The organism is Trichormus variabilis 0441 (assembly GCF_009856605.1).
In the GTDB taxonomy this organism is placed as follows: Bacteria; Cyanobacteriota; Cyanobacteriia; order Cyanobacteriales; family Nostocaceae; genus Trichormus; species Trichormus variabilis.
In genome coordinates, this window is record NZ_CP047242.1 from 5501112 (window position 1) to 5527580 (window position 26469).

Below are 26469 nucleotides of genomic sequence, written 5' to 3' on the forward strand. Positions count from 1 at the left end.
TTATAACTTCACTCACACCAATTAGTTCATACTCACGGTGATATATTTAACCCTCTTTTACTTAAGGGTATATACACATGATTTATATAATGACTATACATCTTTAGCAGTACTAAAGACAAGATAGTTACCTATTTTTTAAGTTCATATTCATAATTGTTTTATTTGGTGAACATAGAATAATGCGACGTTTATAACGTACTAGCACGCCTTCATTTTCAAACTGCTGTAGTAACCTTGTTACAGTCACTCTTGTTGTGTTCAAGACCTCGGCAATTTCCTGATGGGTAATATATATCTCAATGAGTTGGCCGTTTTCTAAGTTACGCCCAAACTTTTGACTTAGCCAAATAAGAAATTGCCATAAACGTAGGGAAAGAGGCTTACGGTGAACGATGCTTAAAAGCTCCTCTGACCGTTGAATATGCGTCAGCAGATTATTAGTGTATTGATGCCAAAGATGCTGAGGTATAATAATAGCCTCTACACTTGTCAAGCATTCAATTTGATATGGGTTTACCTTGGATAAAGGATAACCAATCACATCTCCTACTCCCCAATAACCCAAAGTAATAAATGAGCCATCTTCACTCCAGGTGAGAGTCCGAACAGCCCCACTCTCAATGCGCCAGAGTATGTCTTTACCAGGTGGGATGACTTCTTTACGCGTAAATAGTCTTTGTGTTAAATGCTCATTTATCGTAGAGTCATTCAAGATAACAGCAGAAGTTTGAGGAAAAATTGTAGAAGACATTATATGAGCATTTTCTAAAGGAGAAATAATGAATCTTCAAATAATTTGGGGTCTTGGCAATTGTATCGATATCTAATAAGTATTGCGATTTATAAAAATTTAATAGGTTTAGTCTATTAAAATACAGCAGCAAATTTTTAAAGTTAAGATTTGAATTTTTGATTATCTTGTGATGGCTATCTTAAAACATGAGTATATCTTGCATTTTTCCCTGAAAAATAAACAATAAATAAAGTATTTTTAGTAAACATACTTTATTTTAATAGTCCATCTTTATAGTTTGTAAGTAATTTTTGAATTGCTATTTCAGAGTTAAATCATAGGGTCTTTATATATTGATATTTATCAAATAGCTGTATTTTAAACACCTAATGCCAGGACAGATATAATTACTGCTCATGAGTAACATAAGATTACTTAATGTTGTTTTTTCTTCCTTTCGCCTTAAACGCTCATATGACGAATCACGCAACAAGAGAGTGAAAATTTCTTTTCTCTCTACCTAAATAATCTCTAATTCCTACGTTGAGGTCAGAGTCTGGTGATGATAATCAACCAAAGCTTTACTTAAGACTCTTTGGTTAAATGTAATACTTTTTACTATGTGTTTTAGCTGTCGTTATAAGCTAATCTAGTTTTGTAAGTTTAAGAAAAGATAAACGATTGGTAAAATATCACCTTTAATAAAAAAAATCCCGCTCCTGGGAGGGATGGGATTCGCTAAAAAATACTCCAGCTACAATTAGGCACGTTGACCAGTTACGATATATGCCACTCGTTGACCGATGTTAGTTGCATGATCAGCCATACGTTCTAAACAACGAATTGCCAGTGCTAGCAGTATGATTGGCTCAACAACGCCTTGCACATCTCGTTGCTGGGATAAAGTTTGATAGAGGTGATCATAGGCATTATCTACAGCATCATCTAAATGCTTGATACTACGTCCACCGGCTTCATCTAAATCTGCCAAAGCCACTAAGCTAGTAGCTAGCATAGCTTGGGCGTGATGGGCCATGACAGCAATTTCCGGTAGAGATGGGTGAGTCGGATAAGGAAAGATTTTGACTGCTATTTGAGCTAAATCTTTGGCATAATCACCAATACGCTCTAAATCTCTGACTAATTGCATAAAAGCACTCAAACAGCGCAAATCTTGGGCTGTAGGTGCTTGTAATGTCATTATGGATGTACAATCTGATTCTATTTGTCTATAAAAACGGTCTATTTTTTTATCTAATCGGGGAAGTTCCTCAGCCGCTTTTAAGTCGCGGGAGAATAAGGCTTGGTGGCTGAGGCGGAATGATTGTTCTACCAAAGCTCCCATGCGTAATACATCCCGTTCTAAACGCCTAATGGCTCGTGCTAACTGGGGATTTTCAGGGTTGGGACTATAAACGACAGCTTTCACACTTGTAGTCTCAAACGTGAAGATATCTTTAACTATAGTCTTGGCGTTGTCAGTTTGCCACTACTTCAGGTATGTGAAGTTGTATCCATGCGCCACCGATTTCTGAATGGTTCATGGCTTTGATAGAGCCACCGTGAGCTAAAATAATTTGTCTGACGATCGCTAAACCTAACCCATTACCGACAATATTAGTATCCTGCAAAGCTGAGTGTGTCCGGGCTTTATCTCCTCGATAAAATCGCTCAAAAACATGGGGTAAATCTTCTTCTGCAAAACCTTTACCAGCATCAATTAAATTTATTTCGAGGATGGGAGGAGCAGAATTAGCTTCATGATTCTTCTTAAAAGATAAGATTTCGGCTTGAATTTGAATACTGGTATTGGGTGAGCTGTACTTAATACTGTTATCTAGCAAGTTGAGAAATACTTGATAAATCCGGGCTGAGTCGGCTTTAATCAAGAGTTTTTCTGGGCCAGAGTAGGAGAGAGAGAGATTTTGACGCTGTGCTAGAGGTTCTAGGGTTTCCCACACTGAAGTGATGAGCGATCGCAATTCTACCGTTTCCATCTGCAACTGCATGGTAGGATTTGCTTCCATTTGGGTCAGTTCTAGCCAACTTTGGACTAAGTTAACCAGTCTGTCCACTTCCTGCATCAAACGGTCAACCCAACGATTTAAGGGCGGTTCCAGGCGATTTTGCAGGGTTTCTGCAACCAAGCGAATGGAGGTTAGGGGTGTGCGTAATTCATGGGCTAAATCAGAAAAAGACCTTTCCCTTAGCTGATTCATGTCTAGGAGGGGCTGGCGATTTTCCAGAAAAACTCCTACTTGTTCATCGTGTAGTGGTAAGCTAAACGCCCTTAACATCATAGATTTGATGGTGGGCATTTCTGCGGCGTTATCACAAGAGGGATGAAATACCCACTCTTTCGTTTGGGGTTTTTGGCGATCGCGTGTTTGCTCGATTAACTGATCAAGTTCATAAGAACGCACCAATTCTAGCAACAAACGCACCTGTCCCGGTTGCCATCTTTGTAAATATAAGATTTCTCTGGCTTGCTGATTACACCACAGCAATTGATTTTCTTCATCTACCTGCAAATAGCCCACTGGCGCAAATTCCAGTAGGTCTTGGTAAGTTTGCAGCGACTGTTGCAAATCTAGTCGATGCTGTTTGAGAGTAGCGATTTCTCGTTGCAGACGAGGAAGCAACGGCAACGCCACTTTCAGCTTAGAAGTATGGGAGTGCAGAGGTTGGGTAACTCGCGTCAGGTAGCGGTTTAGTTGAATCTGTTGCCAAATCCATAACCCAATACCTACCGCCAAACCCAGAAAAAATCCCAATAAGAGCATTTGAGTTTAAGTTGTTAGTTGCGGGTGATTAATAAAAACTAACAACTATCTCAATAGCTTATCCGAATCGATATCCAAATCCTCTTACAGTCACAATATATTCTGGGTGACTGGGGTCTTGTTCCAATTTTTCTCGCAACCAACGAATGTGGACATCTACAGTTTTGCTATCGCCGACAAAATCCGGCCCCCAAACCTGGTCTAGCAATTGTTCCCGTGACCATACTCGACGAGCGTAACTCATGAACAGTTCCAACAAGCGGAACTCTTTGGGTGAAAGATTTACTTCTTGTCCTCGTACCAATACGCGACACTCTTGAGGATTTAAAGTCACATCTTTAAATTTCAGTACAGGTAGTTGGGGTAAAGTGATGAGGCGCTGACGACGGAGTAAAGCGCGACAACGTGCCACCAACTCCCGCATACTAAAGGGCTTAGTTAAATAGTCATCTGCCCCTACTTCTAAACCTAACACGCGATCGGTTTCACTACCTTTGGCACTGAGCATCAAAATTGGTACTGGGTTGCCTTGATGACGCAACAAACGGCAGATATCTAAGCCATTTATTTGGGGTAACATCAAATCGAGAATCACCAAATCAAAGGGAAAATCACCTCCGTTTGGTTCAAAACTTTTGAGATACTCCACAGCTGACCTACCATCAGCAGCAGTTACTACCCCATAACCTTCCTCTTCCAGTGCTACTGCTAGCATTTCTTGGATGAGTTCTTCGTCTTCCACTACCAGAATCCGACTGGTTTGTCCAATCTCTGTTCTAGCCGAATACTTAATCGATTCACTGGTGTACATTGATATCACAAAAGTTCAGGCCCTGTGGTTGTATCAATATGGTGGTTAGAGTTGATTATCTATTTTTCACTACATTCACACTTTGGCGATCGTGAATGATTCTGCAAGTAATATATGTAACACTGCCAAATATACCATAAATCGCTCTAGCTACACGCTCAGAGCAATTTCTGGAGTGCAATAGCTCTATACAAAATTTAAAATACACCACAGATAGCCCCAAGAGATCCAAAATTCCAAAATTCTACAGGATTTTAGATTGAGCCTGAATATAGATATTGATTGTCAACTAAAACCACAAACTGCTTGACAGGGGTCTATTGATTTAAGTATATTCTTTTTAGTACTTTTGTACTAAGAGCATACCAAACAACAATAAAACTCACGGCATAAATTTGATTTTATGCCAAGTAATATTTATTGCTTTATTACAGTATTTGCACTGCACCTTAAATGTATATTTAGGGGCTACCATCATGTGTGCATGGAGTAGTTACTGGTATTGCTGACTACTCAATTAATCATCATCTAATCAAGGGAGTTGAAATATGACGACAGTTGCCCTCAAAGATAGCAAGCAGCAACTAATGCAAGCATTTCAACAAATTTTAGCAGAACAGAAAAAACTAGAATCCAAAATAGCCACTAAACAAGAAGAAGCAGACAAGGCAAAAAATCAAGAAATTTTGGCAATTGCTTCTCAATATACAGTTGATAGTATTGTCAAATCTTTAGCAGATTTACAATTAGAATTTGGTAGTACTGTTAATGCACTCTCTACAAAATTGGCTAAAGAAAACTCTAAATTAGATGAATTGAACCAATCTATAGAAATTGAAACAAAGCATTTACAAGATTTACAAAAAATTAGAGTTGTTGCAGATGCTTTAGATATCTTGACCCAAGAACACCAGGAAAAATTAAAGACTCTAGAGCAAGATACAGCTAGTAAAAGAGAAGCTTTAGAAAAAGAAATATCAACTAGACGTAAAGAATGGCAAAAAGAGCAAGCTGAATATGTAGAATCTCTACAAGCTTACAATGATATTTTAGCCAAAGAACGTCAGCAAGAAGCAGAGGAATATCAATATAAATTAGAAACAACTCGTAAACTCAACACAGATGTATACGAGTCTAAAAAACGGAATCTAGAAAGAGATATTCAAGAAAGAACTCAACAGAAAGAGAAAGATTGGTCAGAAAGAGAAAAAATTAACACCGAACGTCAAACCATCTTTGCAGAATATCAACAAAAAGTAGCTGCATTCCCAGCAGAATTAGAAGAAGCAGTGAAAAAAGCTAGAGAAGAAGCAATTAAAGATACAAGTCAAAAAGCTAAAATTGAAGCAGATTTATTTGAAAAAGAGTGGGAAGCCAGTAAGCAGAGTTACGAATTAAAAATTAAATCACTGGAAGAAACTATTCAAAAACAAACAGAACAAATAGAAAGTATTTCGGCTCAATTGCAAACAACACTAAAACAATCACAAGATTTAGCAATGAGAGCTTTTGATAGTTCCACAACTAAATAAATATCAGTTTTTGGAAATTCGCAACCAATAGTGGCAGTAAATAGAGGTTTTTATGGCAGTCAAAAAGTTAACTGATAAGAACACCAAAGCAGAAATTTTACAGGCTTATGAAGATTTAACTAAAGAAACAGCATCTCTTAAGTCTCAACTTAGCCAAGCGCCTAAAGAAACACCAACTATCAAGAAAGAACAACCAAAATCAGAACAAACTCAGATAATGAATCAGCCTTATACCATCCAACAAAAAATGAATCATACAATTGAGAGTCTAGCAAAAATTCAGTTGGGATTTGGTAGTGCAGTAAATGAATTATCGGAAAAGCTGACTACACAAGCTTCAACACTATCTGGAATTAGCGAAGCGGTGGCAACAGAAGTTGAGCAATTAAAAACCCTACATAGCTTAGAAGTTTCTGAAAATACATTAGATACACTTATTACTACTTATGAAGAAAATGCAAAAGCCTATCAAGATGAATTTAATCAGCGCTATGAAGTACTTTCGCAAGAAATTCTTGAACAAAGAATAAATTGGCAAAAAGAACAAGAAGAATACCAAAGAAATATCAAAGAACGAAATGAAAATCAAAATAAAACTCGACAACGAGATAATGCAGAGTACAAATATGATTTAGAACTTGCTCGTCAATTGGCAACGGATGACTACGAACAACAGCAAAAAGCTTTGTATAACCAATTAGAAGCATTACAACAAGATGCAGAAAAACAGTGGAACGATCGGGAAAAAGTAATTGCCGAAAGAGAAAAGCAATTTGAAGATTTTAAAACGAAAGTAGAAGTATTTCCTAAAGAGAAAGAAGCTGCCGTTAAGAAAGCTACAGAAGAAGGTAAAGGGATTGCTTACTACCAAGCTAAGGTTAAAGCTGATTTATATGCTAAAGAAGTAGAAGGACAGAAACGCTTCTATGAACAGAGACTTCAGTCTTTGGAACAAACAATTAACAATCAAGAGACGCGACTACAAAACTTATCTAAACAGCTTGATTCTGCACTCAAGCAAGTTCAAGATTTAGCGGTAAAAGCTATTGAAGGTACTGCTAATGTCAATTCTTATCAAGCAATCAAGGAAATAGCTTTAGAACAGGCAAAAAGTCAAGTGAAAAATAAATAAAATACAAATAATAAAAATAAATAAAAAGACGTAATTTTCGTTACGTCTTTTTAAAATGTAAACACATTTAATTAAAAATATTATTGGTCTGTTTTATCTGGTTTTCCATTATTGAGTGGTTTTTTTCTATTCTTGTTGCTTGCCTTTAAATTTTTATTGGATGGTTGATTGGGATTAGGTTGTTGGCTAGCCATAGAATGCAATCTGCTAATGAGTAATAATTGTATCTTCATTTAGCATATTACTATTTCCAGAAATCAGTCAATAAATTTACATAGTAAAATAAAATAGAGACGTTATAATATTTACGTCTCTATGTCCAAGGAAACCCATTATTTGTAGTTGTTTTAAGAACTGAAAGATTTGTCAGAATAAATTATTCAGTATTTTAAGCTACTTTCTATAGATAGTTGCTCGGCAGGTTAATTTGATTACAACCAAATGTTTTAAACGAGTCAAAGGGAAACGCTAACTGCCGATGAACTTATATACCTAACTACAATCTGGTATTGAGGATTCCGGAAATTAAAAAATACTATGGCAGTTTACAGGTGATCTTTGTGTTCACATAGTATCTTGTAAAGACCCTACGCAAACACCACCAGCCTCAAGTTGAATTATCTTAAGCAAAGGAAGAGAAGTCTAAATTCGGTGGTATGTCTTGAATACGTCCTGGCCCGATCGCCTGCAATGCCTCTTTTAAGTTAATATCACCTGTATACAATGCACGTCCCACAATCACACCAGTCACGCCTTGGGGTTCCAACGCCAACAAACTCAACAAATCGGTGACAGAACTCACTCCACCAGATGCAATCACAGGGATGGAAATGGCGGCTGCTAGTTCTCGCAATGCGTCTAAATTTGGGCCTGCGAGAGTCCCGTCACGGTGGATATCTGTGTAAATGATGGCGGCTGCACCCATTTCCTGCATCTGTACAGCCAATTGAGTTGCTAAAACTTCAGATGTCTCTAACCAACCACGAGTAGCTACTAGTCCGTTACGAGCATCTATACCGATAATAATTTGTCCGGGGTATTGTTGACAGAGTTCTTGTACAAGCTGGGGTTGTTCTACGGCGACAGTACCGAGAATTGCCCACTGTACACCTAAATTAAATACTTGTTCCACACTGGAACGATCGCGCAATCCGCCACCAATTTCAATAGGTATAGAAATAGCTTGAGCGATCGCTTCAATTGCTCCTAGATTTACTACTTTACCTGCTTTCGCACCATCTAAATCTACTATGTGCAGACGTGTTGCACCCTCATCTACCCACTGTTTAGCAACATCAACCGGATTTTCACTAAACACTTGTGAGCGATCGTAGTCTCCTTGATAGAGTCGCACACAACGACCTTCTAGTAAATCAATTGCTGGAATAACATCCATCTCCATCCCCCTGTATTTAATGCCATGAAGAGTACTAATTTTGTGCAAATCCCGATTTAGTTTTTCACTTTTAGTTGTCTGACAGCTTGTGCGAAACCCACTACAATCAAGATATTAGAAAGAGTCAAAAATACTTCCGCACCACCGTGTAACCAGTCTACGTTTGCTAAGGCTTCACCATAATGAACTTTGGCATAAATGCCGGCGGGAATAGTCACACCTACAAAAACAAGAGTACCGTAAAATCCATATAGGGCTAAACGAGGCATCAGCTGACTGCGGTGGATAAACCACAAGAAACCCAAATAGGGAAATAGGGATAGGGCAAATAGGGTTTCTTTAGACATAATCACAATTTGGTAACTGGTAATTGGTAATTGGGGGGAGAGATTTGCACTCGTTTACCTTCTCTCCCTTATTCTCTAATCCCTAACCTCTATTTTCGCAGAACGCCAAATCAACCATGCTGCTGCCAACAGGGTAAAATTCCCTACTAAAGTCATGGTTGCTTGCAGTGTCACTATCCATTCTAGAGATTCGGAGTTATCGAAATAATGCCATGTACAAGCACACATAGCACTAACCAAGGCTGGTAACATTGCTAGGGACAATCCCCACCAACTGCGGTTAGCAGTGAGTTCGCCATAAGTCCAGATTAACCAAATAGCGGCAATCCACTCGATAACGCTAGAAACATGAATAATCCAGGTGGGAATTGAGAGAACGTTCATAAGATGGTCAATAGTCAGTAGTCAATTGTCAATAGTCAGTAGTCATTAGGCTTTGACTCAGCACTCGGCACTATGTTCATCTTCCCATAGGTAAATTCATATTTTTGGCGATATGACTGACATCTCGTCAACAATGAAGAAAATATTGATAATCTAAAATCCAACATCCACAATTTTAAATGGAATGCGGGCATTATTATCTGGGTATTACGGTAAGGGAAATGGTGGTGACGAAGCTTTATTGGCAACGCTTCTGCAAATGTTACCATCTCATGTTACGCCTGTGGTGCTGTCTGGAAATCCAGAAGAAACTAGCGATCGCTATGGTGTAGAATCTCACAATCGGATGTCTCTAACATCTGTGTTGCCAGCTTTACGTTCTTGTGATGCTTTTATTTGGGGTGGCGGGAGTCTAATTCAGGATGTCACCAGCAGTATCAGTCCTTTTTACTATGGGGGACTGATGGCGTTAGCGCAGAAAATGGGTTTAAAGACTGTAGCTTGGGCGCAAGGGATTGGCCCCCTAGTGCGTCCCCAGACTCGCTGGTTAGCACAACATAATTTTTCTGGTTGCACAACAGTTAGTGTACGCGATCGCGTGAGTGCTGCATTATTAGCTGATTGGCAGATTCCTTATATACTTGCACCAGACCCAGTTTGGGCGTTACAGGCAAAACCATTCCCAGAACTTGCCAATTTACCTACCCCTAGAATTGCCGTCACCTTAAGAAACCATCCCCAATTAACAGCGCCACGGTTAGCTAACTTAACTCAAGCCTTGGTGAGTCTGCAAAAATCTACCCAAGCTTTTATTTTATTACTGCCATTTCAAAAAAGCGAAGATTTAGCGATCGCTCAAGCAATACAACCTCAATTAAAAGATGTTAGCGAAATTGTGTGTATAGAAGACCCACAGATTTTAAAAGGTGTATTTCGTGGTGTTGAAATGGCGATCGGTATGAGGCTACACAGTCTAATTATGGCAGCAAGTGAAGGTTGTCGCTGTTTTGCCTTGAGTTATGACCCCAAAATCAATCGTTTAATGGAAGATTTGGCAATACCTGGATGGGATTTAGCCAATCTACCAGATAACGCCAATGTCATTAGTAAAACATGGATAGATTTCTACACTAACGCTCAACCTTTAGCATCTGAGAAAATCACAACCCTAGTAGAAGGTGCTTTTATGCACAGAGAATTATTGAGGAAAGCACTAGGGCGCATCAATTAGGCAAGCTGAGATTAAAACTGCGAAATCTAAGATAAACAACAGGAAAAAGATGACGGGTAGATACGCACTAAGAGATAAGCAGTGGGCAAGAGGGGTATGTGCAGGAGATTCGGTGTATCTAAATATTTGATATCAGATTCTCTTGCCAGCAACGTACACCAAAGGAACGACGGATATCACGCCAAATCTGTGTAGCAGCTAAAGCACCATCGCCAGCAGCAATCACGACTTGATTTAAACCAACTTTCAGATCACCAATGGCAAAAATACGTGGGTGGGAGGTGCGACACATCTTATCTGTGACGAGATTACCCCCTTTTAACTCTAAGTCGATTCTTTGCAAATAGGTATTGTGATAGCGAGAACCCATTGAGATTAAACCAGTTTCTAACTCAACTACCGTACCATCTACCAATTCCACACCTGACATATGATGATTCTGACCTAAAAACCGCTTAATTGGTGTTTCCACTAAGCGATAACCATACTGCTGTAATTTAGAACGCAATTCTGTACTTACAGTAAACAATCCATGAGTAAAGATAGTAATGTAAGGTGTAAACCAACTCAGATTAAACACCATTTCCTCAATACTAGCTTCACTACCTGCAAAAAAGCCGCACTGTTTATCTATCATTTCATAACCGTCACAAACCATACAAACGTGCAAATTATAGCCAGCGTATTCAAAAACATTCTGCATATTTTCTAAAGATGGTAGATGGTCAATAATGCCACTAGCCGCAATCAAATACTTAGAATGCAACACAAAGTAAGTACTATTTTGACGACCAACTTTCACTCGCACAGCAAAAGTATCACCTTCGTCCACAACCTCTTCAACGTAAGCAGTTAAAAAATCTCCAGCCAATGATTCATAATGTTTTTTCCCTTGTTGTAGCAACACACGACCGGGAGTGTCTGGAGGCAATCCTAGATAGTTATGTAATTCCTGCATCCAGAAAGAACGAGCCTTACCTTTATCAATAATTAGGCTAGAAAGACGGTATCTTTGTAAGTAGATTCCAGCAGATAAACCACCAGCACCACCACCAACAATAATTGCATCATAAACATGGTCAAGACGTTCCGAAATATTAATCTTTGATATTTGCATATTCTGGCTTTTTTCTATTTTTGTGGGGAATTAATGCAGTAAGCCATGTTTTCAAAAATTATCTTCTAGCAGCTTGCTTTTAAAAATTAAACCCACCAAGGTTTTTCACCAGTACGGGGGTCTGTTTCTTGCCAAGATGAAATCCAAATGTAATCATCTTTAACCTGGACGTGAACCAACTTCAGAGGACGGTTAGCAGGTCCACGTTCTACGGAACCTTGGGCATCATAGCGTGAACCGTGACAAGGACATTGAAACTGTTGATCAACAGGATTCCAAGGGAAGGTACAACCCAAATGAGTACAGTTATTAACAATACCCATCGGATCAAGAGTGCCATCTTCCCTAACAGTTAAATAGGTAGGCTCACCAGCTAGTCCAGCAATTAAAGCCCGTGTTCCTGATGCTTGGACTAAAATTTGGCTGGCTGGGATGGGATGACCGATTTTGTCTTTAGCGAGAACACCACCTTCTGCGTCCGTACTTTCGGCTGGAGGCATAAAAAACTTAGTCGCTGGATATATGGCCGCACTAGCCGTAGCTGCCACAATAGCCCCAGTGAAGAAATTCAGGAGTTGCCGCCTGGACATGGAAGGATTGAGCTGATTTAAGGTATCGTCCATAAACTTTCTCACCTTTTCATTAAATTATACTCATACTATACTACTATATAGTTATATGATGAGAGGTTCCAAAAGGATCTTATTTTCCTTACTTCGTGTTTTACAGTCTGTAGCTTTATTAAAAGTCATACAAGAGTTCTGATAGCTGACAAATAATAATTATCAGAATCAATCTATGCTATTGAATTTGAAAATTGAGTATAAAAAACACACACAACATCACAAACCCCAGTCTCTAAACCTTCATTTTTGCTAATCAACAATCAAATATTCGGAGATTTCCGGCAATGGCTCACATTGTTATCGTCGGTGCAGGGTTGGGTGGTTTACCCACCGCTTATGAATTACGGCATATCCTCCCCAAACAGCATCAAGTTACCGTCATTTCAGAAACCCCTGACTTTACATTTATTCCTTCATTGCCTTGGGTAGCAATGGGTTTAACTTCCCTAGAGTCCATTCAGGTGAGTCTGCAACCACGGCTAAAGCAAAAGGGTATTAATTGGATACTAGGGCGAGTAGATTACTTGAATCCTCAAGACCAAAAAATATCGTTTGGAGAGCAAAGTATTACTTATGATTACTTAATTATCGCCACAGGTGCGGAACTGGCATTAGATGCAGTAGCTGGTTTAGGCCCCGATGGATATACTCAATCAGTATGCAATCCGCATCATGCAATCAAGGCGTTTCAGGCTTGGCAAAACTTTCTCTTAGCACCAGGGCCATTAGTAGTAGGGGCATTACCAAAAACGAGTTGTTTAGGCCCTGCCTACGAGTTTACGCTATTAGCCGACTACGTACTGAGGAAAAAGGGATTAAGAGAGCAAGTATCGATTACTTTTGTAACTCCAGAACCTTATGCGGGACATTTGGGTATCGGTGGGATGGCTAATTCTGCCGAGTTAGTGACAAAATTCATGGCAGAACGAGGGGTAGAAGTTATTGAAAACGCAGCAGTTACAGCAATTGAGCCAAATCAGATTCATCTGGGGAATGGCAGAGTATTGCCATTTGCTTACTCAATGTTACTACCACCCTTCCGAGGGCCGCGCTTTGTCCGGCAAGTACCGGGATTAAGTAATCAGGATGGTTTTATTCCAGTATTGCCTACATACAGACATCCTGAATATGCCTCAATTTATGCGGTGGGAGTTGTAGTAGAGATTAAACCACCAGAGGTAACACATATCCCCTTGGGAGTACCCAAAACTGGACAAATGACAGAAGCAATGGGCATGGCAGTAGCCCATAATATCGCCATTGAATTGGGAGTATTTTCTGCCCCGCCTGTGACTCCAACACTTGATGCGATTTGCTTCGCTGATTTTGGTAATTCGGGAATTTTATTTCTCGCTAACCCTGTATTACCTGATGTAGCCACAGGAAAACGTCGGCGGGCTGTAGCGTTGAGCGGTACTTGGGTAACTTGGGCTAAAGCCTTATTTGAAAGGTATTTTCTAGCTAAAATGCGCTTTGGGACTGCTGTACCTTGGTTTGAAAAACTGGCGTTGAAATTATTGGGACTGTCTTTAGTTGCGCCTCTGGCAGTAAAGAGAATTATTAAAGAAGAGTAGAGATTAAGAATGAGGAATCAATTATGAATTGTCAAGGAAACCGCCGCCGACATCATCAAATATCTAGGTTAAATCATAGGGGTAAAAGTGGTATGTGTGGTGTAGCGATCGCCAATACTACCACTAGCCCAACTTCTGCTTCTAATCCTCATCTTCCTGCTTTCCAACGTTGCGTAGGTCGTTATTAGAGAGGCGATCGCCTACAATAAGCTACGCGATTCTCTTATTAGGTGAGCCAGAAAAAAAAGAGCAGCATCTATTTTCTCAGCAGTAAAAATTTTAGATTTTCTTAATATCTAATCTAGTATTCATCATTAGCTGATTACATATCTATATAGTTACAATTGCTAGATAGCAAAACGGCAAACTAAATAAACCTAACAGCACACTGTCAGAAGGAAGCCGCAAAGCATACGGGCAAGTTATAATTCTCTTGCGGATGAGCGTAACAAAAATTTATGAGTAACCCCCTTGTACAGGCCTTTTTTGTCGGTAGAGCTGTAGCCGAAGTCATTAATGAACGTCTAGAAGTCGCTTTTACTGATGCTTTGAGTGAAATCGGTAAATTTGATGCGGAAGCTAGAGAACAGCTACGCCAATTCACTGACGAAGTGATAGAACGAGCAAACCGAGCCTCGGCGGCGGCTGATGCAGGTCAAACAACTACAGGTAGTGGACGACAAACTGGGGCGGCTGACTCAGTTGACTTACAAGCCACCATTGATGAGTTACGGGCAGAAATTGCCCTGTTGCGTAACGAATTACAACGTTATCGCAGTAGTTCTGTATAGATTTAGTTAGTGGTCAGTTGTCAGTTGTGAAGCAGTGTGTTGGGGAGACAGCGCTGTGGGCGGCTTTGCCGACTTGAAGCGACTGTCGTCGAGTTCCCCGACTTGTAGCAACTGCTGTTAGCGTAGCGGTAGCGACATTAGGAGCGTCACCCCTAAGGGTCAGTCGTTCATTGGCAAATGGCAATTTAGGAAAACAATTTAGGGATCAGAGTGTCTTTTCTTCCAGGTGATTCAGTAATAACCCAACGGTACGCGCAAGATATGGAAACCAATTATTCAGATAAGGCTTACCGTTGGAATCGGGAAAACTACTCTAGCAAGCGGCGCTTTGTGGACATTTGGTCTTTTGTCTTGACCTTAATGTTCAAGCTTTGGCGCTACAACAAATCTTGGAGTTATCCTGGCGGTGTCACGGAAGCAAAACAGGCTGCAAGACGTAAAGCTCAAGCAGTCTGGATTCGTAATACTCTGCTGGATTTGGGGCCAACCTTCATTAAAGTCGGGCAGCTATTTTCTACCCGTGCAGATATATTCCCTGGCGAATATGTAGAAGAGTTGGCAAAGCTACAAGACAAAGTGCCAGCATTTGGCTATGAGCAAGTTGAAAAAATAGTTGAGCAAGAATTAGGTAAAAAAATTCCCGAACTCTTTCACAGTTTTGAGCCAATCCCTCTAGCCGCAGCTAGTTTGGGACAAGTACACAAGGCTGTATTGCATAGTGGGGAATCTGTCGTTGTTAAAGTACAGCGACCAGGATTAAAAAAGTTATTTGAGATAGATTTACGAATTCTTAAAGGCATTGCCCGTTACTTTCAAAGCCATCCCAAATGGGGACGAGGACGGGATTGGATGGGGATTTACGAAGAATGTTGCCGGATTCTTTGGGAAGAGATTGACTATCTCAACGAAGGTCGCAACGCCGACACTTTTCGGCGGAACTTTCGCGGCTATGAATGGGTAAAAGTCCCCAAGGTTTATTGGCGTTATGCTTCGCCACGGGTATTAACTTTGGAGTACCTACCAGGGATCAAAATCAGCCAATATGAAGCCATAGAAGCCGCAGGATTAGACCGGAAGGTCTTGGCTCGTCAAGGCGCTCAAGCCTACCTATTGCAACTGCTCAATAACGGATTTTTCCATGCCGATCCCCATCCAGGTAATATTGCGGTTAGTGCCGATGGAGCCTTAATCTTCTATGACTTCGGTATGATGGGGCAGATTAAATCAAATATCCGCGAAGGGCTAATGCAAACGTTGTTTGGTATCGCTCAAAAAGATGGCGATCGCGTAGTCCAGTCTCTCATAGATTTGGGAGCGATCGCACCCGTAGATGATATGGGGCCAGTGCGGCGTTCGGTGCAGTATATGCTCGACAACTTCATGGATAAACCCTTTGAAAATCAATCTGTAGCCGCGATTAGTGATGATTTATACGAAATAGCTTATAATCAACCATTTAGATTTCCTGCAACTTTCACTTTTGTGATGCGTGCTTTTTCCACCCTTGAAGGGGTAGGCAAAGGGTTAGATCCAGAGTTTAACTTTATGGAAGTTGCCCAACCATACGCAATGCAGCTTATGACCGATATGAATGGTTCAGATAGCAACAGCTTCCTCAACGAATTGAGCCGACAAGCAGTCCAAGTCAGTACCACGGCTTTTGGATTACCACGGAGATTGGAAGATACACTAGAAAAATTAGAGCGGGGAGATATGCGCTTGCGGGTACGTTCTATAGAATCAGAACGACTCCTCCGGCGACAAGGCAATATTCAGATAGGCATAGGTTATGCACTGATAATCAGTGGATTTACCCTTTCAGCAACTATTTTGTTAGTTAATCATTATGTATGGTTAGCACTGCTGGCTGGTTTAATTGCCGCAGCAGTGTCAGTAATGCTGATTCGACTGCTTCTCCGCCTAGATCGTTATGACCGTATGTATTAATTGTTGTGATAAAAAGTTATGAAACTCAACTTCACGGGTCACACTGATCCGGGGCTTATTCGTTCTAATAATCAGGATGATTACTATATCGACCCTGAGGGGCGATTTTTCATCGTCGCTGATGGTATGGGTGGTCATGCAGGAGGTGAAGAAGCAAGTCGCATCGCCACAAGGGAAATCAAGGCGTATTTGACCTCTAATTGGGATGTTTCTAAACCCTCGCCCGAATTACTAGAACAAGCTTTATGGCAGGCAAACGAAGCCATTCTACAGGATCAGCAGAATCATCCTGAACGGGCTGATATGGGTACAACAGCCGTAGTCGTGATTTTCCGTAATGAAGAGCAGTGGTGCGCTCATGTTGGTGACTCTCGTCTGTATCGTTTGCGAGAAACACAACTAGAACAGGTTACGGAAGATCACACCTGGGTAGCTAGAGCAATTAAAATTGGCGACATTACCGCCGAAGAAGCACGAGTTCATCCATTTCGCCACGTTTTATCCAGGTGTTTAGGTAGAGAAGACCTACACCAAGTAGATGTGCAACCACTGGATACGAAGATAGGCGATCGCCTATTGTTATGTAGTGATGGTCTAACAGAAGAACTTCCCGATCAGAAAATCGCTCATAACTTACAAATTAACTCTTTGTTGGATCAATCTGCTCTTTCCTTAGTGGAAGACGCGAAAGACCAAGGCGGACATGATAACATCACCGTCGTTATCATCGCTTTAGAATAATGTCCCCAACATAGCTAATTTCTAACTAGCAACTCACAACCAAAAACCGCATTTTTAGTAAATATACTCAGCAATTTGTTCAACCTGAGCATTTTTCCTATTTGCAACTTGATACAAATATTTTTAGCAGCAAATTTCCCCACTGCCAGCTTAGTTTACATAAATTTTGTCTGTTGACATCTTGCACATAATAAGGTATGACGCATATAATGCGATATTACTACCATTAATTTACTACCCAGTCATGAACATCTCCCGCCAGAGAAAAGTTTCGACTAGGTAGTCAATTTTAGGTATTGAACCTGCTGTAAATTTATTAAACCGATAAATTTGCCCGAAATCTGCTCTAGCAGACTTGGGTTATATACCAGTAGGCTCAGGTGCAAAACAACAAAGCACAAATTTTACCCATTAAGGATATGGGCAACCTGTCCAATAGTTGTTATCTTTCTTAATACAGAGGAATAATCAACAATATGGGGCAGGTACTAACTAAAGTCCTATGCCTGTGGGGCTTCTGTAACCGACATAACCTTTACGCATTGTCCTTTAGGAGTCTGTTATGAACCAACCAATCGAATTGTCATTGGAACAACAATTCAGCATTCGTTCATTTGCCACCCAAGTACAGAACATGAGTCATGATCAAGCCAAAGATTTTTTAGTCAAACTTTACGAGCAAATGGTTGTCCGTGAAGCCACATATCAAGAGCTACTCAAGCATCAGTGGGGCTTAGATTCTGGTTCCACTCCGGCATAGAGTCGCTATGTGTCGCAGTGGGCGACCTCCTTCTCTTGCTCAGTTCCAGGGAGGAAAAGAGCTGGGGATGCTGGGGCGTCAACTTTCGACCAGAACAAGTTTACATTGACTAAAAGTAAATAACTCAAAACTAAACATGGCATCTACTTCTGCTGTTAAGTACTGTCTTCCTTTAACTTGTTTAGCTTCTTGTTTACCAAGCTGATAGTATTAGTAAACTTTAACCTTCAAATGACTACTGGTTACATTACTCTGTACCATTGGCCTTTAAATCCCGTAAGTACTCTTAGACACCCTATTTTTGTAATTAACCAGGAGCGTATTTTTCACTAACACTGATGATCATTATATTTATTGCCAATAATAGTTACAACTACGTTATATATTTTATTTATAAAAATTTACATATTTAGACAAGGTGTTTCACGAATACAGATGTTACAGATAATCCAAACAGTCCTAACCAGATAGATCAATGGGAGAATCCGTATCAATAGCTGCCAATTTAGCGAGAATTTGGGGCTTAAGTTTTTCATATTCTCCTTTGAGGAGGTTTTTACTCATTTGGGGATCAACACAAGAGACAAAGGTTTTCGCGGTCATAATCCACTGTTGTAGGCGTTGACGTTGAGCTGAGGCCACACTAGCACTTAAGACATGAGAACAGCGATTTGGTGATTCTCGTGCGAAGAATAGTAAACGATAGCCACCTGTTTTTACTAACAAGCTGGCTATCTCTTGACCGATACCAGTTTTGAGATCGAGATAGTAAGGTAACCATTTAGCTCCATACTTACGGTTATGGATAACCGTAATCCATAGCAGCATGGGATGAGGTGCTGCGATGAACAGAAATTGATTGTAACGACTGCAAATGATACGTTTGAAAATTTCTTTTTCCGGCAGCATTACCCATAGTGCAGGTAAGACTTCTCCACTGACATTGATAGGCTGAGGAAAAACAATATCAGCAATAGGTTTATTTTGTGGCCAGGAAGTATTGTAAATAGTGTTATCCTGAGGTGCGGATAACAGCACATCGGGTTTTATCTTTTGTTCGGAGACAACATTAATTGTTAAAGTAGCGGTAGATTGACGGCTGTCATAATTTTCCTGCTTCAATAAACGTTTAGTACGTTGTTGTTCGACAGACTCTAAAACTTGCAGTATTACACTGATGCTGGATGGACGATCTTTTGCTGCCTTAGCTAAACAGTTCATTACTAAACTTTCTATTTCCTGAGGAATTGCTAAATCAGGCGCAACCTCAGAAAAAGTTCTTGGCGGTTGGTGGTGATGAGTTTTGTACCATGAGCCAAAAGAATGGGTAGGTGCAACTAATGGCATCTTACCGGTGAGCATTTCAAACATCATCACACCCAAACTATAAATATCGGAGCGATTATTTAATTCTTTACCCTCCATTTGTTCAGGAGATGAATAAGCCAGCGTCCCCAAATAAAATTTCGTCTGGTCACTATTTGACTGTAGTAATTTAGCAATACCAAAATCTAAGACCTTAACTAATTCTCCAAAACTGGGATCTTGAATCACTAGGATATTGCTAGGTTTAATGTCACGGTGAATAATGGGGTAGACTGTCCCATCGACGGGAATACCGTTGTGAGCGCACTGTAAACCCAAGCAAATTTGACGTGCCATACTCACAAAGCGAGGCAAAGATATATTTTGCTGGCGAATTATTTGGTTGAGGCTGTGTCCTTGCAGATATTCCATGACATAGAAGGGGATTTTATTTTCATCTACGCCGTAATCCATCACGCGCACAATATGAATACTTTTTTGCCCCAATAAAGCGCAGGTTTTTGCTTCTCGCTCAAAGCGTTCTTGCAAACGCATCTTTTCATTTTGCATTGATAAAGCCAGAAATTTCACCGCAACAGGTACACCTCCCAACAAAACATCCTTGGCACGGTAAACTCTACCCATTGCCCCAGTGCCAATTAATTCCTGAAGCTGGTAGCGTTTGCCAAGTAAACGACCTATGTTGGGGTCTGACATAGAAAATTGGACTCCAATATTCAACAATGGTGAATGACACCTGTACTGAAAAAGTGCAGAGTAGTATTAGCAGAACGATAAGCTGCTTGCTATTAGCGGGGTGTTTAGCCCGTAAAATTCGCCAGCCTCTCACCTTTAAACCTCTAGTCCCCTTTTCATTGATCGTGATGTACACAGTTCATTATGGATACTCAGGATATGAGTAATAAGTCTGTGGTTGAGGAGCGCAAACAAAAAACAATAGGTAGATATATCCTAATGTTCTGCACTGGGATTTTGATGTATTTTTAGTTTGCCCAATTTTTCTGTAGTAGATAACTTAGGGGATATCAAAAATTATGGGGATTGGGGATTTGGAAGAGGTAGGAAATAGGGAGTAGGGGAAAAGATCACTACTGACCACTGATAGCTAACACCTGACTATTGACTAATTACTTGATCAAGACTGACGCTCTAAGCTTGCTTCCATTGTGCTTGTTAAAAAATGACCTGACATAACACCGCTACTTAAATAATAGGCATCGTCAGAAATGCGGTGCATGGTTTCAAATCCACTACGACGTTGCCGATCGCTCATTGCCCAGTAACGTTGCACAATTGTATCTAGACCAATCCAACCCTCGCCTTCAACTTGTCCTAAAAGACTATGTTGGAGTAAAAAAGTATATTGGCGTTCTTCTTGATGTAAGCGCCCCTTATACTGTAGTGAAATTTCTGGGCGATCGCTACCTGGAAATATCAGCTTTGCTGCCATAGTAAACCAGTTATCTCGATTCCAAGCTACCAAGGTCATACCCTTGACGCTGATTGGCATACCATTGCGTTCTAGCCAACTGCCTTGTATTTTCCAGCGTCCTGGTTCCAACAGAAAAGTGTGAGCCACTTTGTATCTTCCTTGCCTTGATCGAGTAGTCCTCAGACTATAAACATATATTCTGCAAAGTCAAAATGTCATTAGTCGGTGGTCAGTGGTCAATAGAGACAATAGAGACGTTGCACTGCAACGTCTCTATATTGTCCCCAAATCCCAATTTCTATCTTCACCCTTGATGAATTTCTCCCAACAAAACTTCTTGTGGTGCGCCTGTGGCTGTTGGTAAGTTGCCTGGGATGCCTAATTGTCGCCAGTGAGCTAAAACAGCAAAAGCGATCGCTTCTTTAAAGTCGGCACTCACACCTGCTTCATCAGTGGTCAAGACGGGGATTGTTTCTAACGCTAACTGTAATCTTTGTTTTAAATACAAATTACGGCTACCACCGCCACATAAAAATACACGTTGTGGCATTTGTGGTAAAAAAGTACGGTAACTGTGAACAATGGAAGCTACAGTTAGTTCTGTGAGTGTTGCTAGCATATCAGCTGGACTAAGTTGGTATGGTTCCGCATCTTGGAAACATTGATTTAAGTAAGCTACGCCAAACAATTCTCGACCAGTCGATTTAGGGGGTGAGAGATGGAAATATTCATGGGTGAGCCATTTTTCTACTAAAGGATAGCAAGGAGTTCCACTGGCTGCCCATTGACCATCTTCATCATAGGTTTTGGCACCAGCCGTCAGACGTTCTACTGCTAAATCTAGTAAGCTATTACTTGGGCCTGTATCCCAACCACGAATTTGTGAAAGCCAGCCATCAGTACGCGCTGGGATATAAGCGAGGTTACCAATACCACCTAAATTTTGAATACAACGACTCTCATGGGGATGACTCAGTAAAAAGGCATCGACTCTGGGAACTAGGGGTGCGCCATGACCACCAACGGCGATATCAGCAACACGAAAATTACTGACAGTTGTAATTCCCGTTAAATAGGCAATCATCTCACCACGACCAAGCTGGAGAGTATAGCCAAGGGTTTTCTTCCCTACTCCTGCTTCTTTTGGTGGTCGATGATATACAGTTTGACCATGAGAACCTATTAAATTTACTGGCTGATAACCTATTTGAATATTTTGAGCAGCTTGGGCGAAAGCTAAGGCGATCGCATCATCCATATCTGCAAGTTCCAACATGGAAATAGCTTCGCCTGCACAAACTGCCAATATGCGTTCTCTTAACTCCGCAGGATAAGGATATGTTTTTCCTGCTAATAATTCAACTTTCAGATCCAATTCTGTGCCAGTAATCTCTACTAAGGCGGCATCTATACCATCTACAGATGTGCCACTGATTAAACCGATAACACGGCTAGGAAGGGCAGATGCTTGAGAAGAATACATGATTAAGTGTTGCTAATTGCCAGGGGTAGTCTAATTGATACTTGCCTTTTTGTCAAAAACTTAAATTTTCATATTGTCTTTATGAAAACAATATCGGTTCTGACCTATTTATTAACTGTCAAATTCATATTACCTTCAAGATTCCTCATCTTTAGACAGAATTTTATCTAATTACAATTTTATTTCACATTTCTTTTAAATTGCTGGGTAAAATTCTTCAAAATAGTCAATATTTTTACTTATTGATGTTATGCAGTAAAGTACTAATTTGTGCATATATGCTTTTCACGAAAGTCTAGTATTTATATCCTGTTTTTCAATCTTAATTACTCACAGAATTAAGTAGTGTTTACTAATGAGACAAAAGCAGAGTTCAAAATTATGATTCTTAAAAAACTTGTTTGTGCCACATTACTCTCGACATCAGCAATCACTTCATTCATCTATGCTGGCTCTGCTCATGCTATTGGCTTCAAGGTAGAAACAGGTGTTGCTGGTCCTAATGGTGTTACCAATCAAGGTGCTTATTCTCAGTTTTGGCAAGATTCAGGTGTAACAACTATTGATTTCAACAATGGTGTAGCACCAACCACAGGTTTTGCTAAATATTCATTTGAAAATGGCGGAAGTAGTAGTGTAAGAAAAGACCAATGGGCCCCAGCAGGGCCAAACGGAGAAGTAAATGATACAAGCTACTTGGCTGTTTTCAATGGTGATAAAGTGACCATTAACTTAGATAGCTATCTAAATTATTTTGGTATTGACTGGGGTGCGATCAGTAACAATAATACCTTCTCTTTTTATAATGGTGACACTCTGATAAAGTCTTTTACTACTCAAGATGTTAATACCGTAGCTCCTATTAGTGCTGCACAGCACGGTGGAGAACGTAATGGCTACCTTCATTTCTATGCTGAAAGCCGTAATGATCTTTTCAACAAGATTGTCATCTCTCAAGCTAGTACTGATGGTGGTGGGTTTGAAAGTGACAACCACTCTTTTAAGATTGGAAATGGCAGATTTAAAGGTTTTGATCCCCAATCTGTTCCTGAACCTGGTATGACTTTAGGGATGCTAGCTGTTGGTGGTTTGTTCTTACGTCAACACAAAAAGCAAAAATTGCAAAGTGCTAGCAAATCTTAATCTGATTTGAGTCCGAGAATTGGTAATTTTGAAGTAACTAAATAGAGATTATTTTTTCTCCATGATGCTTTTACAGTGTCTGGAGATAATTTTTATTTATAGTTAGTAGGGTGCGTCAGTATGAGTAATTTCCTGGTACAACTAGGTTTTCTCGCAAGTAGCGCGCCCTACGTTTTGGATATTTTTTATCTGGAAGTCCCTTACACCCTAAAACCAGTGTTTGAGAAAGCATAACTGTCTACACCTTTCAACCATGCTCTCTCATCTTTCGGCGTGCTGCTTCTAATAATAAGCGGTGTTCGGCACGAGCGATCGCCTGATATGTCCTCTCTACTGCTTCTGGTTCTACGGAAATCGATGTGATACCCCATTGCACCAATTGATCGATGATTTCTGGATATATTGCTGGCGCTTGTCCGCAGATAGAACAAGGGATGCCGGCTGTGTGGGACATTTGGATTAGTTGGGCAATAGCAGCCATCACGGCCGGGTGGCGTTCATTTAAAGCTTTGGTGATGCCGCTTTGTTCCCTGTCTGCGCCTAATAGCAGTTGTGTCAAGTCGTTTGTGCCAATGGATATACCTGCTACGCCAGCTTTGACATATTCTGGTAGCAAAAATAAGACACTGGGAACTTCTGCCATCATCCAGAGTTGAAACTGGGGAATTTGGGTAAGTCCGAATTGTTCTGCTTTTTGGCGACAGAAGGTAAATTCTGCTACGCTGCGAACGAAGGGTAATAAAAGGTGAATGTTATCGTAACCAGCTTTTTGAGCATTAGCGATCGCTGTGAGTTCTAATTCAAAAACACCAGAATTACGAACATAACTCAATGTACCGCGATCGCCCAAAATTGACTGAGGTGCAGATTGAGAATTATTTGCTGATAACTCATGCGATCGCCAATCCAAAGAGCGATAAAAAACGGGGCGTGGGGCAAAGGCACGGGCAAACTGGATAATCTGCTTAGATAATTGCTCTAATAATTCTGATTTTCGCCCATCCAAAAGCCAAAAATTTGGATGCTGACCTTTAAGTAAAGGTAGTAACATCAATTCTGAGCGCAATAATCCCACCCCATCTACAGGCAAGTTCTGCACCTGTTCAATTAGACTAGGTTGACTAAGGTTAACCAGCAGTTGGGTAGCAATCATTGGCATTTGCCTGCTAACAACAGGGTGAAATGGTGGAGTCGGAGGTTGCTGGTGTAGATTTTCTACCGTAGTGGCTTCGTCTGCTTTTAGTAAATATACCTCTCCACGATCGCCATCTATTAGCAATCGTTCACCATTGGGAATTACTAAGGTGGCATCTGCTACATTCACAACGGCTGGAATGCCCAATTCCCTGGACAAAATCGCTGCATGACTGGTTACTCCTCCTTGGGCTGTGACGATACCAACGGCTTGTTCTAGTAACGGCAACCAATCAGGTGTAATTGCTGGTACTACTAAAATTACGCCTTTAGGTAGTTGTTCTGGTTTCCGTTGGGAGTCGGTGACAACATAAGCATTGGCGGTGACACGTCCTCTAGCCGCCCCAGTACCCTTGATAAAACGTATACTGGGTATTGCAGATTGGGGAGTACTCACTTGCGTCATGTAGAGACAGGGGGTGGAGTTTTCCTCGGTAATTGTCCATTCGATAGTAAAACTGTTACCTAGTTCGCTTTTTAGTTGATGCCCCAAGGTAATTACTTGTTGTAGGTATTCTTCAGTTAAAGCATATTGTTGCTGGTGTGACTCTTCCACTGAATACGCGCCTACACGAAGGTTATCTAATTTGAATACCTCTTTTTTGGATAGTTCAGCACCATTCAATTCTGAACTACCTAGACGATAAGCGAACATTTTATTTCCCAGATGTCTTTCCAAAACAATACCTGTTTCCTGCTGAACGTGGTATGTATCTGGTATAACTTCGCCCTGAGACAAGGCTAATCCTAATCCCCATGTAGCTTGGATTTTATAGCCTGAAGAGTTAGCGATTAATAAACCACTGGCGATCGCATTTTCTACTGGCTGTACTAAGATGGCTAGATTAACTTCTTGGAGGTTAACTCCCATACGCTGCCAATATAGCAAGCTTCTGGCGCGAAAAAGTTGACTCCAGGTATGCTTGAGAGTGTGAGCTATCGCATCTTCATTACAGTAACAGAAAGCAGCATCCAATAATCCAGATGTGTTTCCTAACCTGTGGGTTTTCGTTGCTAGTGTTAAACTGGGACGAAAAATTAAAAAGTTAGTTTGCCATTCCCTCGCGGTAGTAAGAATTGTATTCACCCACTGTGATGGTACAGTTGCATGAATAATTTCCTGGCGTAAACGCCCAGCCACCTGCTGGAGTTGTCGCCAGTTGGCTACATCTAAATGCAAGGAAGAATTGGGTAAGTTAGCGACCAATGATTCTGAACTGTTGAGAGTTTCTAGAAATAATCGCAAAACTTCTTCAGACACTACAAACCCAGGAACAACGGGGTAGCCGCGCTGCTTGATTCTACTTAAATAGAACGCTTTGTCACCTACTTTAGCGCGGTCTTGTAATTTAATTTGGTCAAGCCAGTAGAGTTTATCCACTCAATTTTTTTGATTGTCAGTTTGCCAGGAGAAGCTTTTATATTTATGGTTAGTAGTTGCACTATCCCCTTTGTTAATTCCCTCCTTCATAAGTATTTTTTGATGATTAAGGGACTTGGAGATAAGAAAATATCCAAAGTGTGAGGTGCGTCAGTGGGATAGAACCTAACTATACTCAGAAATGATTCATACTGAAGCACCCTACCAAACCATCAATTTCGGATAATTTATTTTCTGGTGTTCCCTAACTTCAAATTATCTATAAAAAATCACTCAATAATCAAGTGTCGCCATAGGTTAGCTGAGATCATCAATATTGCCATAAATTATTACTAAAATTCTATAGGACTAGTATTTGATTTCTGAAATATACGTAGGGTGGGCATCGCCCACCAAAACCATGATACGGTGGGCGATGCCCACCCTACAGATACTTAAATATTTTCAAAAATCAAATATGATTCCTATATCTATCCCTCTAATAATTAGATTATCTAGAGATTAATAATAGCAAAATCACTATTTTTCACTATTGAGAAATTAATCTGGAGTGCCGTTATTATTGGATTAATGTAGAAATATAAACTTTTAAATAAAAAATA

General features: G+C 40.4%; 23 protein-coding genes. 10 read left to right on the forward strand and 13 right to left on the reverse strand.

Annotated elements, in window-relative coordinates; all coding sequences use genetic code 11:
- Nucleotides 1-127 precede the first annotated feature (127 nt).
- From GSQ19_RS22670 to GSQ19_RS22685, 4 genes are all read right to left on the reverse strand, one after another.
- Nucleotides 128-754, reverse strand: coding sequence for a Crp/Fnr family transcriptional regulator (locus GSQ19_RS22670; protein ID WP_011320090.1), 627 nt, complete (start codon nucleotides 752-754; stop codon nucleotides 128-130).
- 742 nt (nucleotides 755-1496) lie between these two features.
- The gene (gene phoU, locus GSQ19_RS22675) at nucleotides 1497-2165 is read right to left on the reverse strand and encodes a phosphate signaling complex protein PhoU (RefSeq protein ID WP_011320091.1); all 669 of its coding nucleotides are present in this window, start codon (nucleotides 2163-2165) and stop codon (nucleotides 1497-1499) included.
- 49 nt (nucleotides 2166-2214) lie between these two features.
- A complete protein-coding gene (locus GSQ19_RS22680; protein ID WP_011320092.1) occupies nucleotides 2215-3519 on the reverse strand; it encodes a sensor histidine kinase in 1305 nt (434 codons plus the stop codon).
- A 58-nt stretch (nucleotides 3520-3577) separates the two neighbouring features.
- Nucleotides 3578-4330 carry a winged helix-turn-helix domain-containing protein gene (locus GSQ19_RS22685; protein ID WP_011320093.1) on the reverse strand — a complete coding sequence of 251 codons (753 nt, stop codon included), beginning with the start codon at nucleotides 4328-4330 and terminating at the stop codon, nucleotides 3578-3580.
- A 548-nt stretch (nucleotides 4331-4878) separates the two neighbouring features.
- Here GSQ19_RS22685 and GSQ19_RS22690 point away from each other — a divergent pair.
- Both GSQ19_RS22690 and GSQ19_RS22695 read left to right on the forward strand, forming a co-directional pair.
- Nucleotides 4879-5862, forward strand: coding sequence for a coiled-coil domain-containing protein (locus GSQ19_RS22690; protein WP_011320094.1), 984 nt, complete (start codon nucleotides 4879-4881; stop codon nucleotides 5860-5862).
- Between the two features lie 52 nt (nucleotides 5863-5914).
- On the forward strand, nucleotides 5915-6994 hold the full coding sequence (locus tag GSQ19_RS22695; RefSeq protein ID WP_011320095.1) for a hypothetical protein: 1080 nt from the start codon (nucleotides 5915-5917) through the stop codon (nucleotides 6992-6994).
- Between the two features lie 622 nt (nucleotides 6995-7616).
- Here GSQ19_RS22695 and hisA read toward each other — a convergent pair.
- From hisA to GSQ19_RS22710, 3 genes are all read right to left on the reverse strand, one after another.
- Nucleotides 7617-8390: a 1-(5-phosphoribosyl)-5-[(5-phosphoribosylamino)methylideneamino]imidazole-4-carboxamide isomerase gene (gene hisA, locus GSQ19_RS22700; protein WP_011320096.1), complete on the reverse strand. Its 774-nt coding sequence runs from the start codon at nucleotides 8388-8390 to the stop codon at nucleotides 7617-7619.
- Between the two features lie 56 nt (nucleotides 8391-8446).
- Nucleotides 8447-8737 carry a DUF3593 domain-containing protein gene (locus GSQ19_RS22705; RefSeq protein WP_011320097.1) on the reverse strand — a complete coding sequence of 97 codons (291 nt, stop codon included), beginning with the start codon at nucleotides 8735-8737 and terminating at the stop codon, nucleotides 8447-8449.
- A gap of 75 nt (nucleotides 8738-8812) precedes the next feature.
- Nucleotides 8813-9121 carry a DUF2499 domain-containing protein gene (locus tag GSQ19_RS22710; protein ID WP_011320098.1) on the reverse strand — a complete coding sequence of 103 codons (309 nt, stop codon included), beginning with the start codon at nucleotides 9119-9121 and terminating at the stop codon, nucleotides 8813-8815.
- Nucleotides 9122-9305: 184 nt separating this feature from the next.
- Here GSQ19_RS22710 and csaB point away from each other — a divergent pair, with 184 nt between their 5' ends.
- A complete protein-coding gene (csaB, locus tag GSQ19_RS22715; RefSeq protein ID WP_011320099.1) occupies nucleotides 9306-10352 on the forward strand; it encodes a polysaccharide pyruvyl transferase CsaB in 1047 nt (348 codons plus the stop codon).
- A gap of 118 nt (nucleotides 10353-10470) precedes the next feature.
- Here the strand turns inward: csaB and GSQ19_RS22720 are convergent, their stop codons facing one another.
- A complete protein-coding gene (locus GSQ19_RS22720; RefSeq protein ID WP_011320100.1) occupies nucleotides 10471-11469 on the reverse strand; it encodes an NAD(P)/FAD-dependent oxidoreductase in 999 nt (332 codons plus the stop codon).
- Between the two features lie 86 nt (nucleotides 11470-11555).
- Nucleotides 11556-12092, reverse strand: coding sequence for a cytochrome b6-f complex iron-sulfur subunit (gene petC, locus GSQ19_RS22725; protein WP_011320101.1), 537 nt, complete (start codon nucleotides 12090-12092; stop codon nucleotides 11556-11558).
- A 287-nt stretch (nucleotides 12093-12379) separates the two neighbouring features.
- Between petC and GSQ19_RS22730 the strand changes: the two genes are divergently transcribed.
- The 6 genes from GSQ19_RS22730 to GSQ19_RS22755 all read left to right on the forward strand — a co-directional run bounded on the left by GSQ19_RS22730 (nucleotide 12380) and on the right by GSQ19_RS22755 (nucleotide 17908).
- Entirely contained in the window at nucleotides 12380-13669 is a 1290-nt protein-coding gene (locus GSQ19_RS22730; protein ID WP_011320102.1) for an NAD(P)/FAD-dependent oxidoreductase, read from the forward strand.
- A 23-nt stretch (nucleotides 13670-13692) separates the two neighbouring features.
- On the forward strand, nucleotides 13693-13857 hold the full coding sequence (locus tag GSQ19_RS22735) for a hypothetical protein (RefSeq protein ID WP_011320103.1): 165 nt from the start codon (nucleotides 13693-13695) through the stop codon (nucleotides 13855-13857).
- A 270-nt stretch (nucleotides 13858-14127) separates the two neighbouring features.
- Nucleotides 14128-14460: a DUF6825 family protein gene (locus tag GSQ19_RS22740; protein ID WP_011320104.1), complete on the forward strand. Its 333-nt coding sequence runs from the start codon at nucleotides 14128-14130 to the stop codon at nucleotides 14458-14460.
- Between the two features lie 261 nt (nucleotides 14461-14721).
- Nucleotides 14722-16407 (forward strand): ABC1 kinase family protein, encoded by a 1686-nt coding sequence (locus tag GSQ19_RS22745; protein ID WP_041456885.1) that lies wholly within the window; start codon nucleotides 14722-14724, stop codon nucleotides 16405-16407.
- A gap of 18 nt (nucleotides 16408-16425) precedes the next feature.
- Nucleotides 16426-17148 (forward strand): Stp1/IreP family PP2C-type Ser/Thr phosphatase, encoded by a 723-nt coding sequence (locus tag GSQ19_RS22750; RefSeq protein ID WP_011320106.1) that lies wholly within the window; start codon nucleotides 16426-16428, stop codon nucleotides 17146-17148.
- A gap of 562 nt (nucleotides 17149-17710) precedes the next feature.
- A complete protein-coding gene (locus GSQ19_RS22755) occupies nucleotides 17711-17908 on the forward strand; it encodes an NblA/ycf18 family protein (RefSeq protein ID WP_010998650.1) in 198 nt (65 codons plus the stop codon).
- 459 nt (nucleotides 17909-18367) lie between these two features.
- Here the strand turns inward: GSQ19_RS22755 and GSQ19_RS22760 are convergent, their stop codons facing one another.
- From GSQ19_RS22760 to GSQ19_RS22770, 3 genes are all read right to left on the reverse strand, one after another.
- Complete coding sequence (locus tag GSQ19_RS22760) at nucleotides 18368-19930, reverse strand: serine/threonine-protein kinase (protein WP_011320107.1); 1563 nt, start codon at nucleotides 19928-19930, stop codon at nucleotides 18368-18370.
- A gap of 439 nt (nucleotides 19931-20369) precedes the next feature.
- Nucleotides 20370-20813 carry a hypothetical protein gene (locus GSQ19_RS22765; RefSeq protein WP_011320108.1) on the reverse strand — a complete coding sequence of 148 codons (444 nt, stop codon included), beginning with the start codon at nucleotides 20811-20813 and terminating at the stop codon, nucleotides 20370-20372.
- A 157-nt stretch (nucleotides 20814-20970) separates the two neighbouring features.
- Complete coding sequence (locus tag GSQ19_RS22770) at nucleotides 20971-22149, reverse strand: anhydro-N-acetylmuramic acid kinase (protein WP_011320109.1); 1179 nt, start codon at nucleotides 22147-22149, stop codon at nucleotides 20971-20973.
- Nucleotides 22150-22530: 381 nt separating this feature from the next.
- On the opposite strand from GSQ19_RS22770, the gene GSQ19_RS22775 reads away from it, so the two are divergent.
- On the forward strand, nucleotides 22531-23292 hold the full coding sequence (locus tag GSQ19_RS22775) for an Npun_F0296 family exosortase-dependent surface protein (RefSeq protein ID WP_011320110.1): 762 nt from the start codon (nucleotides 22531-22533) through the stop codon (nucleotides 23290-23292).
- Nucleotides 23293-23539: 247 nt separating this feature from the next.
- Here GSQ19_RS22775 and GSQ19_RS22780 read toward each other — a convergent pair whose 3' ends face one another.
- Nucleotides 23540-25867, reverse strand: a complete 2328-nt coding sequence (locus GSQ19_RS22780; protein WP_011320111.1) for a putative PEP-binding protein — start codon at nucleotides 25865-25867, stop codon at nucleotides 23540-23542.
- Nucleotides 25868-26469: the final 602 nt, after the last annotated feature.

Bases quoted from the DNA above. Each gene is read 5' to 3' on its own strand.
- hisA (WP_011320096.1), bottom strand. From the start codon at position 8,390: ATGGATGTTATTCCAGCAATTGATTTACTAGAAGGTCGTTGTGTGCGA.
- GSQ19_RS22770 (WP_011320109.1), bottom strand. From the start codon at position 22,149: ATGTATTCTTCTCAAGCATCTGCCCTTCCTAGCCGTGTTATCGGTTTA.
- GSQ19_RS22745 (WP_041456885.1), top strand. From the start codon at position 14,722: ATGGAAACCAATTATTCAGATAAGGCTTACCGTTGGAATCGGGAAAAC.
- csaB (WP_011320099.1), top strand. From the start codon at position 9,306: ATGCGGGCATTATTATCTGGGTATTACGGTAAGGGAAATGGTGGTGAC.
- GSQ19_RS22740 (WP_011320104.1), top strand. From the start codon at position 14,128: ATGAGTAACCCCCTTGTACAGGCCTTTTTTGTCGGTAGAGCTGTAGCC.
- GSQ19_RS22720 (WP_011320100.1), bottom strand. From the start codon at position 11,469: ATGCAAATATCAAAGATTAATATTTCGGAACGTCTTGACCATGTTTAT.
- GSQ19_RS22735 (WP_011320103.1), top strand. From the start codon at position 13,693: ATGAATTGTCAAGGAAACCGCCGCCGACATCATCAAATATCTAGGTTA.
- GSQ19_RS22680 (WP_011320092.1), bottom strand. From the start codon at position 3,519: ATGCTCTTATTGGGATTTTTTCTGGGTTTGGCGGTAGGTATTGGGTTA.
- GSQ19_RS22755 (WP_010998650.1), top strand. From the start codon at position 17,711: ATGAACCAACCAATCGAATTGTCATTGGAACAACAATTCAGCATTCGT.
- GSQ19_RS22690 (WP_011320094.1), top strand. From the start codon at position 4,879: ATGACGACAGTTGCCCTCAAAGATAGCAAGCAGCAACTAATGCAAGCA.
- petC (WP_011320101.1), bottom strand. From the start codon at position 12,092: ATGGACGATACCTTAAATCAGCTCAATCCTTCCATGTCCAGGCGGCAA.
- GSQ19_RS22670 (WP_011320090.1), bottom strand. From the start codon at position 754: ATGTCTTCTACAATTTTTCCTCAAACTTCTGCTGTTATCTTGAATGAC.
- GSQ19_RS22730 (WP_011320102.1), top strand. From the start codon at position 12,380: ATGGCTCACATTGTTATCGTCGGTGCAGGGTTGGGTGGTTTACCCACC.
- GSQ19_RS22695 (WP_011320095.1), top strand. From the start codon at position 5,915: ATGGCAGTCAAAAAGTTAACTGATAAGAACACCAAAGCAGAAATTTTA.
- GSQ19_RS22775 (WP_011320110.1), top strand. From the start codon at position 22,531: ATGATTCTTAAAAAACTTGTTTGTGCCACATTACTCTCGACATCAGCA.
- GSQ19_RS22705 (WP_011320097.1), bottom strand. From the start codon at position 8,737: ATGTCTAAAGAAACCCTATTTGCCCTATCCCTATTTCCCTATTTGGGT.
- GSQ19_RS22760 (WP_011320107.1), bottom strand. From the start codon at position 19,930: ATGTCAGACCCCAACATAGGTCGTTTACTTGGCAAACGCTACCAGCTT.
- GSQ19_RS22685 (WP_011320093.1), bottom strand. From the start codon at position 4,330: ATGTACACCAGTGAATCGATTAAGTATTCGGCTAGAACAGAGATTGGA.
- GSQ19_RS22750 (WP_011320106.1), top strand. From the start codon at position 16,426: ATGAAACTCAACTTCACGGGTCACACTGATCCGGGGCTTATTCGTTCT.
- GSQ19_RS22710 (WP_011320098.1), bottom strand. From the start codon at position 9,121: ATGAACGTTCTCTCAATTCCCACCTGGATTATTCATGTTTCTAGCGTT.